This is a genomic window from Klebsiella sp. BIGb0138 (genome assembly GCF_004342285.1).
Lineage (GTDB): Bacteria > Pseudomonadota > Gammaproteobacteria > Enterobacterales > Enterobacteriaceae > Klebsiella.
In genome coordinates, this window is sequence record NZ_SMCV01000013.1 from 36186 (window position 1) to 52101 (window position 15916).

The window sequence follows — 15916 nt, forward strand, 5'->3', positions numbered from 1 at the left end:
GCTGGGCCACCCACTGTGCTGCTGTCAACGAATATTGAGCGCTTCAACCATCACGCACCGGCGATGTCTGGCGAAATTGCGCGCCGACGTCAGCCCTTCACCGGTCGGGCCGGCAATAGTAAACGTGGCGTGCCCCTCGCCCCCGACGCCAAGTCCGGCATATGAGGGACCGTTTTTTACAAAAATCGTGGTCTGGATCTGTCGCGCCATTTTGGTGAGTTTTTCGACGTTGGTAGAGTGCATCATGGCGGTGTGGCGATTGCCATGCTCGACCTTTACCGCCAGATCGATCGCTTCATCGACATTCTCTACCCGGACCACCGGCAGAATCGGCATCATCAATTCGTGTACCACGAAGGGATGGTCGCGTTCGGTTTCAATCAGCACCACTTTGATCTCTTCCGGCACGCTAATGCCAATTTGCTGCAGAATGTAGCGGGCGTCTTTGCCCACAAACGCGGTGTTCGGGCCGGTCCCTTTTTCATTCAGCACCAGCGCCTGCAGTTGCTGAATCTGCTGCCGGTCGCACAGCAGCCAGGCGCCGCTTTTTTTCATGCAATGGATCAGGTAGTCAGCCGCTTCATTGACGACAATGACCTCTTTTTCCGCCACGCAGGGGAGGTTGTTATCGAAGCTGCAGCCGTTGATGATATCCCGGGCGGCTTTCTCAATATTCGCGGTCTCATCCACCACCACCGGAGGGTTGCCCGCGCCCGCGCCGATCGCCTTCTTACCGGACGACATCACGGTTTTCACAATCGCCGGTCCGCCTGTCGCCACCAGCATATTGATCCGCGGATCGCTGATTAATGCGTTGGTGTTGGCAATCGACGGGCTGGCGACCGTCACCACCAGATTGTCAGGGGCGCCCAGGCGGGCCAGCTGCTGGTTGATGAGGGTGACGCAGTGCAGCGAAACATGGCGTGAACGGGGATGCGGGCTGAACACCACCGAGTTGCCCGCCGCCAGCATGCCGATGGTGTTGCAGATAATGGTCTCCGTCGGATTGGTGGTGGGGGTGATCGAGCCAATGACGCCATAGGCGGAGTATTCGCTCAGCGTCAGGCCGCCGTCGCCGCTCTGTGCGGAGGTGACCAAATCTTCGACCCCCGGCGTTTTTTGCGCGGCAACGCGGTTTTTCACCAGCTTGTCGGCATAATTACCCATCCCGGTCTCTTCCACGGCCATGGTGGAAAGGGTTTGTAAGATGTCCTCCTGCAGGAAAAACTGGCGAATGCCGCCAACAAAACGGGCGCGATCCTGCATTGAACAGTGGCGATACTGGATTTGCGCCTGCTGCGCTGCCGTAATGGCTTCGTCCATCGTCGCAAAAACGCCCTCCGCGGATGCGCTGTCGCCGGCGGTTGCGGGCCCGGCATGGCTTGCCAGCACGCTGGCGACAATCGCTTCGATGCTCTCCCGGTCGAGAGGCGAGGCGGCGATCGGGGCGCTCTGCTCGGGCGCTGGCGCCGTCGTTTTGCTGTATTTACTCAGCACGCGGGAGACGGCCTGAGTAATTTCAAGATCGTTCATGCTGTATATTCCTTACTGCGCTAGGCACGCGTTTTTACCCATCATCAAATGTACGGCGTGGTGGTCGATTTGAGCGGGGCCGGATCGAGGGTCGCCAGCAGCTGCTTCCCGACGTCCCTGGCGGCAATGACCGCTTGCCGCACCGCACCGGAATCGCCGGCAAAAGTGAAGATCACCTCATTACTAAAGCTGGTGCCGTGCGCCGGGCTGGCGTATCCCACCGGCTCGATGACGGCGGCCTTGGCGGCGGCATCAGCCACCACGACGCCAATCGCCGCCGGAGAGGCGCAGGTCAGACCGAAGGATTTACCCAGCGGCGCGCCAAATGCCTTATTAAGGGCGCTGCTGGCGCGCGCGGTGTACTGGAACTCCAGATGACCTGCCGGCGAGCCATAGACATCGCCCATGGTGCGTTGAATTTCGCCCAGCGCTACTTCCACCGCGCGGCGAACATCGGACACATCGGAAGCGCCGAAAATAATCAAGCAGCCATGGCCGCCGCCGCCTTCGGTATCGCGAGCCAGCTCAATAGAGAGAATTTCGCTGTTGGTGGCTTTAATCGCTTCATCCGCGGCAAAGATATGCGGGCCGGCCCCGGTGCGGGCGCCAAGAATACCGATTGAGCGATATTTCTTGTCGATATTCATGACTTCATGTAATTGATGGTCGACATTGGCAATAACCAATCCGATAGTATGCCCGAGGGCGGTACCGACAAATTCTGTTAAACCGCAGCCGATAACACTGGCCACCGTTTTATTATTTGTGCTCGCATCAGTCTGTTTATTCATTACTTCAGATATAATCTGTTCAACAAGATTATCTCTCATGGTCAGTATCCTCTGGCTGTATTAACTGACGGCTTTCGGCAGGATTTTTTCCACTTCAATATGCGGGCGCGGAATAACGTGTACGGAGACCAGTTCCCCGACTTTGCCTGCCGCCGCCGAACCGGCATCCGTGGCCGCTTTTACCGCACCCACATCGCCGCGAACCATGACGGTTACTAACCCTGAGCCAATTTTTTCATAGCCAACCAGGGTGACGTTAGCAGATTTAACCATGGTATCTGCGGCTTCAATTGCGGAAACCAGACCTTTTGTTTCAACCATACCTAATGCTTCTTGTTGCATAACGACCTCAATATTCCAGGTGAGAGTAAAAGCAAGTCATGAAATAACCGCGCGGGTTGCATTCATGTACTTAATAAATTCATGCACTACGATGTTATTGCGCTCAGGACAAAATGTTTTGCCCGCCAGAGAGACTTTCTTGTTTTTCGCTATTAACCCGGACAATAAAATCCTCCCCGGCAAGATCGGAGCGGCGAGTTGCTCAGGCCACGCTCTCTAACCGGGCAGCGAGCGCGGCCGCATCTTGCGCAATCATCTGTTCTTCATTGGTGGGTATCACGGCGACAATGGGATGGCCGGGCAATGAGATAACCCCCTCCCGGCCGGCAAATATTTGCCCATTCTTCACGCTGTCGAGATGGACCCCAAATATCGCCAGCCGTTTAGCGGTGAGCTCCCTCACCAGCGCCGAGTTTTCGCCGATGCCACCGGTGAAGATCAGCGCGTCAAAGCGGTGTAACGAGGCCAGATGGGCGCCAAGATGGCGGGCAAGCCGGTGAACCATGACATCAATCGCCAGCGTGGCCCGAGGATTGCCGGTGCTGCGCGCTTCCTGTAGCGTGCGACAGTCGCTGGAAAGGCCGGAGAGACCGAACAGCCCCGCATCGTTATTGACCATGCGGTAGAGCGATTCGATGGTCTGCCCGGTACAGCGGGCGATATAGGCCGCGGCGCCAAAATCCAGATCGCCGCAGCGCGTTCCCATCACCAGCCCCTCCAGCGGGGTCATACCCATCGAGGTATCCACGCTTTGCCCATTTTTGACTGCGCATACCGAGGCGCCGTTACCCAGGTGCGCAATCAAAATGCCGTGGTTAGCGGGATCGAGTTTCAGACGCGTCACGGCCTCGGCGGCGATAAAACGATGAGATGTGCCATGAAAACCATAGCGTCTGACCTGATGCTGCTGCAGATACTCAAGCGGGATGGCGTAGGTATAGGCTTCTGGCGGTAGCGTCTGATGAAAGGCGGTATCAAACACGGCAACCTGCGGCAGATCTGGCAGCAGCGTCATGGCCGCCTCAATGCCGATCAGGTTGGCGGGATTATGCAAAGGCGCCAGCGCCGAAAGTTCCCGAATGCGGCTAATCACCGCCGCGGTAAGGCGTACCGATTGTTTGAAGTCACTGCCGCCGTGGGCCACCCGATGGCCGATGGCGCACACGTGGGCGAGCAATGCCTGACTTTCGAGTGTCGCAAAGAGGGTGGTTAACGCGCAGTGATGGCTGGCATCGTCAAGCCGCCCGGTCGTTTTGTTACCCTCCGCGTCTTTAAACGTCATGCAGGCATCTTCCAGCCCCAGCTTTTCCGCAATCCCGGAAAGCAGCGGTGCGTCCTGGCCGCGTGGCATGACTGAGAATTTAAGAGAAGATGAACCACAATTAATAACCAGAACCAGTGAAGCTGACGACATGATAACCCCTGTCTGTAGCAGTCTTTTTAAAAAGACCCATTGCATGGTGTGAGTGAAAACTGTTCACGGCTGAAACGTTCGAGAGTCAAACGCGCAATGGCGATGTCTTCCTCGACGCTCCCGCCGCTGATGCCAATCGCGCCGAGCAGTACGCCCGCGGACCAGCAGGGGAGCCCGCCGCCAAAGCAGCAGATGCCCGGCGCGCTTTGCAGGCCGTAAAGGCTGGCGCCAGGCTGTACGTGCGCGGCGAGCTGATGGGTCGGCATCTTCAGCGCCACCGCCGTCCAGGCCTTTTGCGTTGCGAGCGTATGGCTGATAAGCAGGGCGTTTTCCATACTAAAGAAGTAACGCTGCTGACCGCAGGCATCCACCAGACTGAACACGATGGGCACATTGGCGGTCTCTGCGGCATCCGCGGCATATTTTGCCAGCGATGCGGCATTCGTCAGGCTCAGCGAGCCATGGCGCGGGGCGAGCTGGCGCGCAATCGCTTTGTCGATACGGTGTTCCAGTTCGTTATTCGGCGTCGGGAGCATGGTGTTTCCTCGCGGTGACCTACTGACCATTCAGGTCGAGTGAATCGACAATGCCGACCACGGCGGCATCGATAACGGAGTGTTCTTTACTGGTGCTCATTCGCGCGGAGCTGCCGGTGGTGATAATCACCGTTTCGCCATTCCCCGCCCCGACGAAATCCACGGCGACCTGCGCTGTCCCCGTGGGCTGATAGTGTTCATCCAGGCGGGCGACAATCAGCAGTTTCGCGCCATTGAGCGAGGCGTGTTTAGTGGTCGACACCAGAGCCCCGGTTACTTTTGCCAGATACATATTTCCTCCTGGTGCCCCTCAACGAGGGTGATACCCCGGTCGCGCAGCTCGTCGCGTGCGGCGGGGGTGATGAGCGTACGCTGAGCGATACGTAAAACGGCGCCTTTCGGCTGCTGGCGTACATCGCGAAGGGTCATCAGCGGCCTGCCGGCGCGGGGCGACGGCGAGGGGGGCGGGTTTGCCCTGGGTTGGCCGATGACGGTGACGCCATACTCCGCGAGGGTGGCAAGGTAATTGGCCTGCCGTGCCCGAAACGCCGGCGGGAGCCGGTGGGCTGAGTCTTCCCGGCATTCGGCGTTGAGCGTCACGATCGTCGGTTTATTCAGGCTGAGCGCATGAAATGCCCAGCGGCACACCAGGTTATCGCACAGGCCCAATGCGATTTTGCTCAGGCTGTTAGTGGACAGCGCGGGCAGGAACAGCGCATTGAATGCGGCGGCCGTTTGCGCGGGCGCCTGGTTATCGCACAGGACATCCACCCCGCGGCGTGCCAGCGCTTCCAGACAGGCAGCGTGCAATGGCGACTGCGTTGCGCTGTGGGAAGAGGCGATGACCAGCAGGTAGCCGCTCCGGTCCAGGGCGGTGAGGCAATCCAGTGTGGTGGGCAAGGTGGTGAGATCCTCCCCGCTTAACACCACGCGCATCACCCGGCTGCGTGACTGGAGGGCCCGCTGGCGCTGGGCCAGCACGTTATCAATGATGGTATCGAGCAGCTGAGAGAGTCGTTGTGAGTTCATCGCTCTCCTCCCCGGCGGCGGTGTATGGCAACGACCGGCGCCACCAGCAGCGATGGTATCGCCGGAATGACGCATGTGCCGGCGTGCCGGGAAACATCGGCAAAGTGGCGCAAGCTGTTTGCGCCGCCGACCGGGTTTCCTTTTTCATCCGCTACGGCTAATGCGATATGGGCCTGGCCAGGGACCACGCCGGCTGGCAACGCCTCGCCGCTGCGCCGCGCTGCCAGAATCGGTAACCGCCGGATTGCCGCACTGTCAGCCATAGCGGCATTCCGCCATCACGCGCCTGACACAGTCGCCGTTACGTAGACCAAAACCATTGGCTTCTTCGACATCGACATGCATTTCCAGTACCGCGTCAGCGCTGACGCGAACCACCACGTGGCTGAGAATACCGCCGCGCAGGCCTTCAATACGCACATCGATCTCCATGCCGTCACGCAGGGCATGCCGCTCGGCTTCCGCTGGCGAAATATGAATATGCCGCCAGGCAACAATCGCGCCGTCGCTTTTGCTGACCCGTCCGCGCGGGCCGATGATCTCTATCCCCGGCGAATGCTGCAGGTCGCCCGACATTCTGAGAGGAGCCTTCACGCCCAGAACAAAACTGTCGGAGACGGAGATTTCAATCTGGGTGGCGCTACGCAGAGGGCCAAGAACGCGCACCCTGGTGAGCTCTCCCTTCGGCCCGCGGAGGGTTACCGTCTCTTCGGCGGCGTACTGACCCGGCTGTTTTACCGCCTTCATCCGGGTGAGGGTGGAGCCATAGCCAAACAGAATGTCCATATCCTCCCGGCTGAGATGAACATGGCGATTGGAGATGCCCACGGGGATGTCCAGCGTCTGCGTCCCCTCCGGCCGGGAGGTTATGGCTCCCGGGCCACGGGCGGCGAGTTCCTGAAGAATCTGACGGGTGATCAATTCGGCTTGCTGCTGGTTATCATACATAACGTCAACGACCTGAAAGTGATGAAAGAAGCGATATTCAGCATATTCACTCCCGCGTCGGGCTTTTTGCCGTGACGCAGGACTTTTTTGACCGTCCGCCGGGGGGAGGACAAACTTGTCCAGAGTTACCCGGCAACGGCGGTCAGCAACTGGTCTATATCCGCGGCGCGCGGCTGGCAGGGATTCGAGGCCGTGCAGCCATCTGCTAGGGCCGCGTCGATCAGCGGCTGACGCAGGGAGGTTAATTCCGCAAGGTCTGTGCCCAGCGCCCGTAGCGTGGCGGGAATACCAAAATGGCGATTGATATCGCGGATGGCGCTTATCAGCGCATCCAAAGTCTGGTCAGGCGTGGCGGCGCGGATGCCCATCAGGGCGGCGCATTGCAGATATCGCGCTCTGGCATGAGGGGCATGACCGGCGTTGTATTCAATAATGAAGGGCAGCAGCATGGCGTTAATTTTGCCGTGCGGAATATGCAGCATACCGCCGATGGCGTGTGCCATGCCGTGTACCAGGCCCAGTCCCGCCGAGTTAAACGCCATGCCGGCCATGCAGGAGGCGTTGTGCATATGCGTGCGTGCCTGAATATTCTTCTCATCGTGGAAAATGTCTGGCAGGTTTCGCCAGGTCAACGTGATGGCTTTCTCGGCGAGCGCGTCGCTAAAATCATTTGCCCCCGTGGAGACCAGCGCCTCAATCGCGTGGGTCAGCACATCCATACCGGTATCCACCGCGACCTGGCGAGGCACGGATAAAACCAGCTGCGGATCGAGGATGGCGCAGTCCGGAACCAGTTCGTCAGCAATCAGGGGGTATTTTCGCCCGTTTTGCGGATCGGCGATGATAGCGTAAGCGGTGACTTCGGAGCCGGATCCGCTGGTGGTCGGAATCGCGATTAGCTCAATGGCATGACCGGCGAAATACTCTTCCAGCGTGACCTTGATCCCCTTTGCGGCGTCAAGCGACGATCCGCCGCCCAGCGCGATAATGGCATCCGGCCTGAAACGTTTAAACTGCGCCGCACCGGCATGCAGAATTTCCACGCTCGGGTCGGGTTTGACCTCGCTGAAAATAGACACCGAGGCCTGAGGCATTTCGTTAATCAGGTAGCGCGTTTTACCTGAAGTCACCATAAAACTATCGGTAACAATGGCCACCTTTTTATTGTTCAGTCGACGCAATGCCTGAATGGCGTCTTCACCAAAATAGACGTCAGGAATAGAGAAAAAATAGCTCGCCATCTTTCGATTACCTTATCCCGTGAGCGGATTGCGGGGATGCAAACTCCGGATGTAAAAAGAGAACGTATTGTGTCATGAGGGGAGGGAGAAGAAGCTGGCAATGCTTGTGCTCTGTGAGGATTTGGTTGCGGTCGTCTTTGCGCATTGACAAAAAAGTGCAGAGCCGTGATAACGATGCCGCCGCCATCCTCTCTTAATGAGATGATGGCGGTTTCCCCCCTCAGTGGCGGCAAGGGACGCCGTCATCCCGCGCAATTTACCTTCGCTACGTGAATAATATTCACCAGCTCATGCCAGTCGGCGGGCATAGCGGCAGCAGATGCGGACGCCTATCATCCCTGTAAACACCCCGCGGCCAGAACAGGAGAAAAGATGAGAACGCCAGAAGATGTGATATTCCCCGCAGGACGCCAGGCGCTGTATGAGCAAAACCGCTACTCCCCGGCCGTCAAATCCGGGGGCTTTCTGTTTGTTTCCGGTCAGGTGGGAAGCCGCGAGGATGGTTCAGCGGAACCCGGGCTGGAGCAGGAGGTCCGCCGGGCATTTGAAAACCTTAATGCGGTGCTGGCTGCCGCAGAATGTACCTTTGCGGATGTGGTCGATGTCACCGTGTATCTGGTCGATGCCCAATCGACTATCGACACGGTCTGGAAGGTGCTGCCGGAATTCTGGGGGGAAGCCCCCTGGCCGACGCTGACGGGCGTCGGCGTGAGCTGGCTATATGGCTTCCGTTTTGAAATCAAGGTCACCGCCCGGCTGCCCACTTGTCGATGAGTCTCGACTCCGTTCTTTAATGATATCGATCAGTGCGCGCAGGCTGGCGGGCATATGCCGGTTGGCCGGGAACCAGAGGCACAAACCGGGAACCGGGGGGCACCACGGTTCCAGCACCGTGACCAGCCGGCCATCCGCCAGCGCCGCGCGGGCGTGTAGGTCCGGGACATAGGCGATCCCCAGACCTTTCATCGCCGCATCCACCATCAGCGGCGAACTGTTGAGCGTCAACGTCCCGGGGACATCCAGCATGATGCTTTGACCGTGGCGGGAAAACTCCCAGCGGTAGCGCTTACCGCTGGGCAAACGCTGGCGAATGCACTGATGGTGCGCCAGATCGTCCGGGGTCACGAGAGCAGGGCGCTGCGCCAGGTACGACGGCGACGCCACCGCCAGGAAACGCACATCTTCGCCAAAACGTACTGCCACCATATCGGCAGGGACATCCTCCGCCAGCCGGATCCCCGCATCAAAACCGTCGGCGACGATATCCACCAGTCGGCCATCCACCACCAGATCCAGCGACACGCCGGGATAGCGCGCCATATAATCCGGCACGACCGTCTGCAGCAGCAGGTGAATAGCCTCTTCGCCACCATTAATACGCAGTGTGCCCACAATCTGCCCCTGGGTCTCCGCGACCTCTTCCAGCGCCTGCTCCAGCCCGTTCAGGTGCGGCGAAATACGCCGCAGCAGCGCCTCTCCGGCTTCGGTTAACGCGACGCTGCGCGTGGTGCGATGTAACAGGCGAACGCCCAGACGCGCTTCCAGCCCGCGGATCGCATGGCTTAACGTAGAACGGGTCACGCCGGAAAAATCCGCTGCGCGACGAAAACTACGCTGTTCCGCTACGGCGATAAAGGCTTTCAGATCGGAAAGCGTCGGCGTTTTAACTGGTGATTTCATTTCACCTCTTCATGCTATTTGTTGAGTCTTATCATACCAATTATCATGCCATATCCTGTGTCGGTGGGTTAATAACTTTTCAGGAGAATCACGATGAGCAGTAAAACCTGGTTTATTACCGGTACCTCAACCGGCCTCGGGCGCCTGATGACCGAGCGTCTGCTGGCGCGAGGCGACAGAGTGATCGCCACCCTGCGCCGCTCCGGCGCGCTGGATGATCTGCTGGCCCAATATGGCGGGCAGCTTCATGTCCTGCTGCTGGACGTGACGGACGCTGATGCGGTACGCCGGGTGGTGCGGCAGGCGTTCGACTTCGCCGGGCGTATCGATGTGCTGGTCAGTAACGCGGGATACGGGCTCTTCGGCGCGGCGGAAGAGGTGACCGATAGCCAGATTGAGCGTCAGATTGCCACCAATCTCACCGGACCGATTCAGCTGATTCGGGCGGCATTACCTGCCCTGCGTCAGCAGGGAGGCGGGCGCATTGTGCAGATATCGTCAGAAGGCGGGCAGATTGCCTGGCCGAATTTCAGCCTTTATCACGCCACCAAATGGGGGATTGAAGGATTTATTGAGTCCGTTGCGCAGGAGGTGGCGCCTTTTGGCATCGATTTTATTATTGCTGAACCCGGTCCGACCGCGACGAATTTTGCGAGCGGACTGGATACGGCTCCGCCGATGGCCTGCTATGACAGCACCCCCGCCGGCGAAGTTCGCCGCGGGCTGGCGCAGGGAACAATCGCCATTAACGGCGATGCGTTAAAAACCGTCGCCGCGATCGTTGCCGCTTCGGACGAGGACGCGCCGCCGTTTCGTCTGGCGCTGGGCGGTAAGGCCTATCATTCTATCCGCGAGGCGCTGCACAGTCGGTTGCAGGTGCTGGAGGAGACCCGCGCCGTGGCGCTGAGCGTGGATAAGAAGGTGTGATGAGGCGGTATTAGTAAACGCGAGATCAACGGTGACAGGATGAAAAAAATCCACGCGGGGGCGTGGATTTTAGCGGCGTTACAGCGGCGATGAGGCCCGCGCGGGGCCCATCGCACGGCCAGAAACGAATTAGACGTTGAACAGGAAGTTCATCACATCGCCATCTTTAACGATGTAGTCTTTCCCTTCCGCGCGCATCTTGCCGGCTTCTTTCGCCCCTTGTTCACCTTTGTAGGTGATAAAGTCTTCGTAGGCGATGGTCTGCGCACGGATAAAGCCTTTTTCGAAGTCGGTGTGGATTTTACCCGCCGCCTGCGGAGCGGTAGCACCGACGGGGATAGTCCATGCGCGAACTTCTTTTACCCCAGCGGTAAAGTAGGTCTGCAGGTTCAGCAGTTCATACCCGGCACGGATCACGCGGTTCAGCCCCGGCTCTTCCAGACCGAGCTCGGCCATGAACTCATCACGGTCGGCATCGTCCAGCTCGGCGATATCTGATTCTACCGCGGCGCACACGGCGACAACCACCGAGCCTTCAGCCGCGGCGATTTCACGGACTTTGTCGAGGTACGGATTGTTCTCGAAGCCGTCTTCGTTCACGTTGGCAATGTACATGGTAGGCTTCAGGGTGAGGAAGCTCAGGTATTTGATGGCCGCTTTATCTTCATCGGTCAGGTTTTTCAGCGCGCGCAGCATACCGGCATTTTCCAGCTGCGGCAGACATTTTTCCAGCGCCGCCAGTTCGGCTTTGGCGTCTTTATCGCCGCCTTTCGCCTTCTTCTGCACGCGGTGAATCGCACGCTCGCAGGTGTCGAGGTCGGACAGCGCAAGTTCGGTGTTGATTACCTCGATATCATCCGCCGGATCCACTTTATTGTTGACGTGGATGATGTTGTCGTTCTCAAAGCAGCGCACCACGTGACCGATAGCTTCGGTTTCACGGATGTTGGTCAGGAACTGGTTGCCCAGACCTTCGCCTTTGGACGCGCCTTTCACCAGGCCGGCGATATCGACGAATTCCATGGTGGTCGGCAGAATACGCTGCGGTTTGACGATTTCAGCCAGCTTGTCCAGACGCGGATCGGGCATCGGCACGACACCGGTGTTCGGCTCAATGGTACAGAAGGGGAAGTTGGCCGCTTCAATACCCGCTTTGGTGAGCGCATTGAACAGGGTGGATTTGCCGACGTTGGGCAAACCGACGATACCGCATTTGAATCCCATGATTTAAATCACCTTAATCTTTGGATAATCAATCTGTTACAGTGAGCAGATTGCAGAAAAGTAAATAGCTTCGCCCATTATACACGGTGCGCGCTAAAAATTCCGCACGTCGAGCGGTTATTGCGCTTTAAAAGCGTGTAAACGGTTGGTCGCTTTGGTGAGGCCCTCTTTCAGCCAGACCTCGGTGCAGCGCGCCGCTTCGTCAACGGCTTCGTCAATCAGTTTCTGTTCGCTCATCGGCGGTTTACCCAACACAAAACCGACAACTTTATTTTTATCGCCCGGATGGCCGATCCCGACCCGTAAGCGGTGAAAGTTAGGGTTATTTCCCAACCTGCTGATGATATCTTTCAGCCCGTTGTGCCCGCCGTGGCCGCCACCGAGCTTAAATTTAGCCACGCCCGGCGGTAAATCAAGCTCATCGTGCGCCACCAGAATTTCATCCGGGTTAATACGGTAGAAGGTCGCCATCGCCGCCACGGCTTTACCGCTGAGGTTCATAAAGGTGGTTGGAACCAGCAGACGTACATCTGCGCCGGCAACGTTAATCCGCGCGGTATAGCCAAAGAATTTGCTCTCTTCACGCAGCGGGGCGCGATGGCGATCGGCCAGTAAATCTACGTACCAGGCGCCAGCGTTGTGTCGTGTCGCCGCGTATTCGGCGCCGGGGTTCGCCAGGCCGACAATCAGTTTTATCGTCACGTTTTCTATCCTGCTTGGGTCGTTCTCTGGCGCGTAGTGTACTGGTTGCTGAGGCGCTTGACAAAATTCTGCCAGCGTAGCGGCGCAGGGGGCGATAATTTCCCTGCTGAACCATTAGAATTTGATGTTGTTCAGTAAGTTATTTGTAAGTTTTTGTTGGTTTGATATTAACTAATGTGATCGCCGACGCAATCAACCTTATCCCCGTTGTCTATACTAATCCTATAAGTTTTGGGGATATTCCCAGATGACCCAAGGTTCCGGAGGTGACATATGAAACGCAGAAACGCTTCGTTACTCGGTAATGTACTGATGGGTTTAGGATTGGTCGTCATGGTTGTGGGCGTCGGTTATTCTATTTTAAACCAGCTTCCGCAGCTTGACCTGCCGCAGTTCTTCGCTCATGGCGCGGTGTTAAGTATTTTTGTCGGCGCCGTACTTTGGCTCGCCGGGGCGCGCGTCGGCGGGCATGAACAGGTCAGCGACAAATACTGGTGGGTACGCCACTACGATAAACGCTGCCGTCGTGACCAGCATCGCCACAGCTAGGCCAGTCCATTGCCTGCACCTGTCGCCAGGCGGGTGCAATTTTGTGAATTCATCCGCACTGCCGCCAGCCGCGATCTAATCGGCTGGCTGACTATGTTACTCCTGCTTATTTTACTCCCGCAACGGCCGTCCCGCTGATATTGTTGCCCCCGTTGATAAATATGCGCTTGACCCTAACGTAACGTCAGGCGGCAGAGTTGTGCCACTGGCAGACAAAAGGAGCAGTCATGTTAATTCAGGTGGGGGAACTGGCGAAACGCGCCGGAATAACCGTCCGTACGCTGCATCACTATGAACAAACCGGGCTGCTGACGCCTTCGGCCAGAAGCGCGGCGGGTTATCGGCTGTACGATCTGGCGGCCGTTCAGCGGCTGCATATGATTAAGGCGCTGGCACAGGCCGGGCTGGAACTCGCCGCTATTAAGGAGCATCTCGATCGCGGTTCGCTTTCGTTATCCGATCTGCTGGTGCAGCAAATTGCCACCCTTGATACGCAGCTGCGCACGATTTCAACGCTGCGCGAAAGACTGGCTCTGCTGCGCGACGAGTTGGGTCGCGGGAATGAACCCGATCTGGAGTCCTGGCTACAGACCCTGGAGCTTATGAATATGTACGATCGTTGGTTTAGTCCGCAGGAACTACAGGCGCTGCCGTTCGCAGAACAGGACGAGCAGCGCAATCAAATCTGGCAGGCGCTGGTCATTGAGGCGCAGCGGCTGATGGAGGAGCGCAGCCCGCCAGACTCGCCGTCGGCGATGGCGCTGGCCACCCGCTGGATGGAGCGCCTGGAGCTTGATACCGCCGGGCGGCCTGAGTTTCTCACCCGCCTCAATGAGATGCACGCAGCGGAACCGCAAATGCGCGCGCAAACCGGGATTACGCCCGAGGTGGTGGACTACATTACCCACGCCTTTGCGCAAAGCAAGCTGGCGATCTGGGCGCGCTATTTGAACGCCGACGAGCTGGCGTTTACCCGTGAGCACTATTTCGATCGGCTGATGGAGTGGCCGGGGCTGGTATCGGCGCTGCATCAGGCCTGCGCTGAGCAGACCGATCCGGCATCCGAGGCCGGGCAAAAGCTGGCGCGGCAGTGGCTGGCGCTGTTCCAGTCGTATGCCGGAACCAGCCCGCAGACCCAGCAAAAGTTTCGCCACGCGATGGAGCGCGAACCGCATCTGATGAAAGGGACGTGGATGACGCCGCCGGTGCTCAGCTGGCTCCAGCAGGCGATAGGAGTGATGATGCGGGCGTGAACGCCCGCATCCCGCTGTGGTTAAATATTCGCCAGCGCGGCGTTGCGATCGGGGTAGAAGCTCAGGCGTCCGGCAATGGGCTGGACTCCGGCGCGCGCCAGAGTGCGCAGCGGCTGAAATTCCAGATTAGACACCCGTAGCTCACAGCCTTCCGGCAGCTTTTTCACAAAACGCTGGAAGGCATCCAGGCCGCCGGCGTCCAGCACCGGCACCGCATCCCATTTCAGCACCACGATCCGCTTACCCTCAATCCGCGTTTCCAGATCGTTAAACAGCCCCTCGGCGGCGGCGAAGAACAGCGGGCCGATAACCCGCAGCACCAGCACGTCGTCGGGGACGTCGACGTTGACCGGAGCCAGGCGCGTCATGCGGGCGATACGGCGCATAAACAGCAGCGAAGCCAGCACGATGCCGACGCTAATCGCAATGACCATATCAAACAGCACCGTCAGCGACATGCACAGCAGCATCACGATAATGTCGTCCTTCGGCGCATAGCGCAGCAAATTCACCACCTTGTGCGCTTCGCTCATGTTCCACGCCACCATCAGCAGCAGCGCCGCCATCGCCGAAAGCGGCAGCCAGGAGAGCAGCGGCGCCAGCACCAGCAGCGCCATGATCACCAGCAGGGCGTGGATAACGGCGGAGACGGGCGAGGTGGCTCCTGCGCGGACGTTGGCTGCCGAACGGGCAATGGCGGCCGTGGCGGTAATCCCGCCGAAGAACGGGGCGACGATGTTGCCAAGCCCCTGGCCAATCAGTTCGCTGTTGGCCTTGTGCTTGGTACCGGTCATGCCATCGAGGACCACCGCGCACAGCAGCGACTCAATCGCGCCAAGCATCGCCATCGAGAAGGCCGCCGGCAGCAGCGCCTGCAAAGAGGCCCAGCTGAGCGTAAAGTTGGAACCCGGCATATCCCACGGTAGCACCAGCTGCGGCAGCAGCTGCGGAATACCGTTGCCCTGACTGCCATCGGCGAGAAGGTAGTGGAACTGGGAGCCGATGGTAGCGACCTGGTCGCCCAGCAGATTGACGATCGCCATCACCGCGCAGCCCGCCAGCAGCGCGGGCAGGTGGCCGGGCAGGCGGATCCCGAGACGCGGCCACATAATCAGGGTGCCGAGAGTGACGATGCCGATCGCCGCATCGCCGAGGTTGACCGTCGGCAGCGCCATGACCAGGGCGGCAACTTTCTGCAGATAGTGCTCCGGAACGTGGGCCATCTGCAGACCAAGAAAATCTTTAATCTGCATGGTACCGATAGTAATACCGATACCTGAAGTAAATCCGAGGGTCACGGAAAGCGGGATATATTCGATCAGCCGGCCAAAGCGTGCCAGGCCGAAAAGAATTAAAAAGATCCCGGACATCAACGTCGCCACCAGCAGCCCTGCCAGGCCAAACTGTTGCGAGACCGGATAGAGGATCACCACGAAGGCGGCGGTGGGGCCGGAGACGCTGAAACGCGAACCGCCGGTCAGCGCGATAATGATACCGGCGACGGCCGAAGTGTAGAGCCCGTACTGCGGGGCCACGCCGCTGCCAATCGCCAACGCCATTGCCAGCGGAATGGCGATAATCCCTACCGTTATCCCGGCGATCAGATCGCGGGTGAAGCGTGGGAGGGTATATTTTTCTTTCCAGCAAGCATCGATGAGGGCGCGGAAAGGCATCACATGTGAGGAAAATAATCTGTTCACAATAATGTTTCGTCCATAGGCGCATCATCTGTCAACTAAATGGCAGG

Annotated in this window: 18 protein-coding genes; 4 read left to right on the forward strand and 14 right to left on the reverse strand. The window is 58.6% G+C overall.

The window, feature by feature from the left end; genetic code table 11:
* Window positions 1-24 precede the first annotated feature (24 nt).
* From EDF73_RS23330 to EDF73_RS23375, 10 genes are all read right to left on the reverse strand, one after another.
* Window positions 25-1533: an aldehyde dehydrogenase family protein gene (locus EDF73_RS23330; RefSeq protein ID WP_132731392.1), complete on the reverse strand. Its 1509-nt coding sequence runs from the start codon at window positions 1531-1533 to the stop codon at window positions 25-27.
* Window positions 1534-1577: 44 nt separating this feature from the next.
* Window positions 1578-2363: a propanediol utilization microcompartment protein PduB gene (gene pduB / locus EDF73_RS23335; RefSeq protein ID WP_132731393.1), complete on the reverse strand. Its 786-nt coding sequence runs from the start codon at window positions 2361-2363 to the stop codon at window positions 1578-1580.
* 21 nt (window positions 2364-2384) lie between these two features.
* The gene (gene grpH / locus EDF73_RS23340; protein WP_004863596.1) at window positions 2385-2666 is read right to left on the reverse strand and encodes a propanediol utilization system shell hexameric protein GrpH; all 282 of its coding nucleotides are present in this window, start codon (window positions 2664-2666) and stop codon (window positions 2385-2387) included.
* A gap of 202 nt (window positions 2667-2868) precedes the next feature.
* Window positions 2869-4080 (reverse strand): propionate kinase, encoded by a 1212-nt coding sequence (tdcD, locus tag EDF73_RS23345; protein WP_132731394.1) that lies wholly within the window; start codon window positions 4078-4080, stop codon window positions 2869-2871.
* A 26-nt stretch (window positions 4081-4106) separates the two neighbouring features.
* Window positions 4107-4616, reverse strand: coding sequence for a heme-binding protein (locus EDF73_RS23350; RefSeq protein WP_132731395.1), 510 nt, complete (start codon window positions 4614-4616; stop codon window positions 4107-4109).
* A gap of 19 nt (window positions 4617-4635) precedes the next feature.
* A complete protein-coding gene (locus tag EDF73_RS23355; RefSeq protein ID WP_132731396.1) occupies window positions 4636-4908 on the reverse strand; it encodes a EutN/CcmL family microcompartment protein in 273 nt (90 codons plus the stop codon).
* On the reverse strand, window positions 4890-5645 hold the full coding sequence (locus EDF73_RS23360; RefSeq protein WP_132731397.1) for a flavoprotein: 756 nt from the start codon (window positions 5643-5645) through the stop codon (window positions 4890-4892). Before EDF73_RS23360 ends, EDF73_RS23355 begins: the two co-directional genes overlap by 19 nt.
* A complete protein-coding gene (locus tag EDF73_RS23365) occupies window positions 5642-5908 on the reverse strand; it encodes a hypothetical protein (protein WP_132731398.1) in 267 nt (88 codons plus the stop codon). Before EDF73_RS23365 ends, EDF73_RS23360 begins: the two co-directional genes overlap by 4 nt.
* The gene (locus EDF73_RS23370; protein ID WP_132731399.1) at window positions 5901-6593 is read right to left on the reverse strand and encodes a phosphate propanoyltransferase; all 693 of its coding nucleotides are present in this window, start codon (window positions 6591-6593) and stop codon (window positions 5901-5903) included. The genes EDF73_RS23365 and EDF73_RS23370 overlap by 8 nt, the downstream gene beginning before the upstream one ends.
* A 125-nt stretch (window positions 6594-6718) precedes the next feature.
* On the reverse strand, window positions 6719-7834 hold the full coding sequence (locus tag EDF73_RS23375; protein ID WP_132731400.1) for a 1-propanol dehydrogenase PduQ: 1116 nt from the start codon (window positions 7832-7834) through the stop codon (window positions 6719-6721).
* Between the two features lie 372 nt (window positions 7835-8206).
* On the opposite strand from EDF73_RS23375, the gene EDF73_RS23380 reads away from it, so the two are divergent.
* The gene (locus EDF73_RS23380) at window positions 8207-8608 is read left to right on the forward strand and encodes a RidA family protein (RefSeq protein WP_132731401.1); all 402 of its coding nucleotides are present in this window, start codon (window positions 8207-8209) and stop codon (window positions 8606-8608) included.
* Here EDF73_RS23380 and EDF73_RS23385 read toward each other — a convergent pair.
* The gene (locus EDF73_RS23385; RefSeq protein WP_132731402.1) at window positions 8552-9514 is read right to left on the reverse strand and encodes a LysR family transcriptional regulator; all 963 of its coding nucleotides are present in this window, start codon (window positions 9512-9514) and stop codon (window positions 8552-8554) included. The genes EDF73_RS23380 and EDF73_RS23385 overlap by 57 nt on opposite strands.
* 93 nt (window positions 9515-9607) lie before the next feature.
* Between EDF73_RS23385 and EDF73_RS23390 the strand changes: the two genes are divergently transcribed.
* The gene (locus tag EDF73_RS23390) at window positions 9608-10441 is read left to right on the forward strand and encodes an SDR family oxidoreductase (protein WP_132731403.1); all 834 of its coding nucleotides are present in this window, start codon (window positions 9608-9610) and stop codon (window positions 10439-10441) included.
* 129 nt (window positions 10442-10570) lie between these two features.
* On the opposite strand, the gene ychF is transcribed toward EDF73_RS23390, so the two are convergent.
* Together ychF and pth are read right to left on the reverse strand one after the other, a co-directional pair.
* The gene (gene ychF / locus EDF73_RS23395) at window positions 10571-11665 is read right to left on the reverse strand and encodes a redox-regulated ATPase YchF (protein WP_049113556.1); all 1095 of its coding nucleotides are present in this window, start codon (window positions 11663-11665) and stop codon (window positions 10571-10573) included.
* A 117-nt stretch (window positions 11666-11782) separates the two neighbouring features.
* Window positions 11783-12367 (reverse strand): aminoacyl-tRNA hydrolase, encoded by a 585-nt coding sequence (gene pth, locus EDF73_RS23400; RefSeq protein WP_132731404.1) that lies wholly within the window; start codon window positions 12365-12367, stop codon window positions 11783-11785.
* A gap of 273 nt (window positions 12368-12640) precedes the next feature.
* On the opposite strand from pth, the gene ychH reads away from it, so the two are divergent.
* Both ychH and EDF73_RS23410 read left to right on the forward strand, forming a co-directional pair.
* Window positions 12641-12916: a stress-induced protein YchH gene (gene ychH, locus EDF73_RS23405; RefSeq protein WP_132731405.1), complete on the forward strand. Its 276-nt coding sequence runs from the start codon at window positions 12641-12643 to the stop codon at window positions 12914-12916.
* Window positions 12917-13143: 227 nt separating this feature from the next.
* A complete protein-coding gene (locus EDF73_RS23410; RefSeq protein WP_132731406.1) occupies window positions 13144-14169 on the forward strand; it encodes a MerR family transcriptional regulator in 1026 nt (341 codons plus the stop codon).
* 20 nt (window positions 14170-14189) lie between these two features.
* Here EDF73_RS23410 and dauA read toward each other — a convergent pair whose 3' ends face one another.
* Window positions 14190-15869 carry a C4-dicarboxylic acid transporter DauA gene (gene dauA / locus EDF73_RS23415; RefSeq protein WP_132731407.1) on the reverse strand — a complete coding sequence of 560 codons (1680 nt, stop codon included), beginning with the start codon at window positions 15867-15869 and terminating at the stop codon, window positions 14190-14192.
* Window positions 15870-15916: the final 47 nt, after the last annotated feature.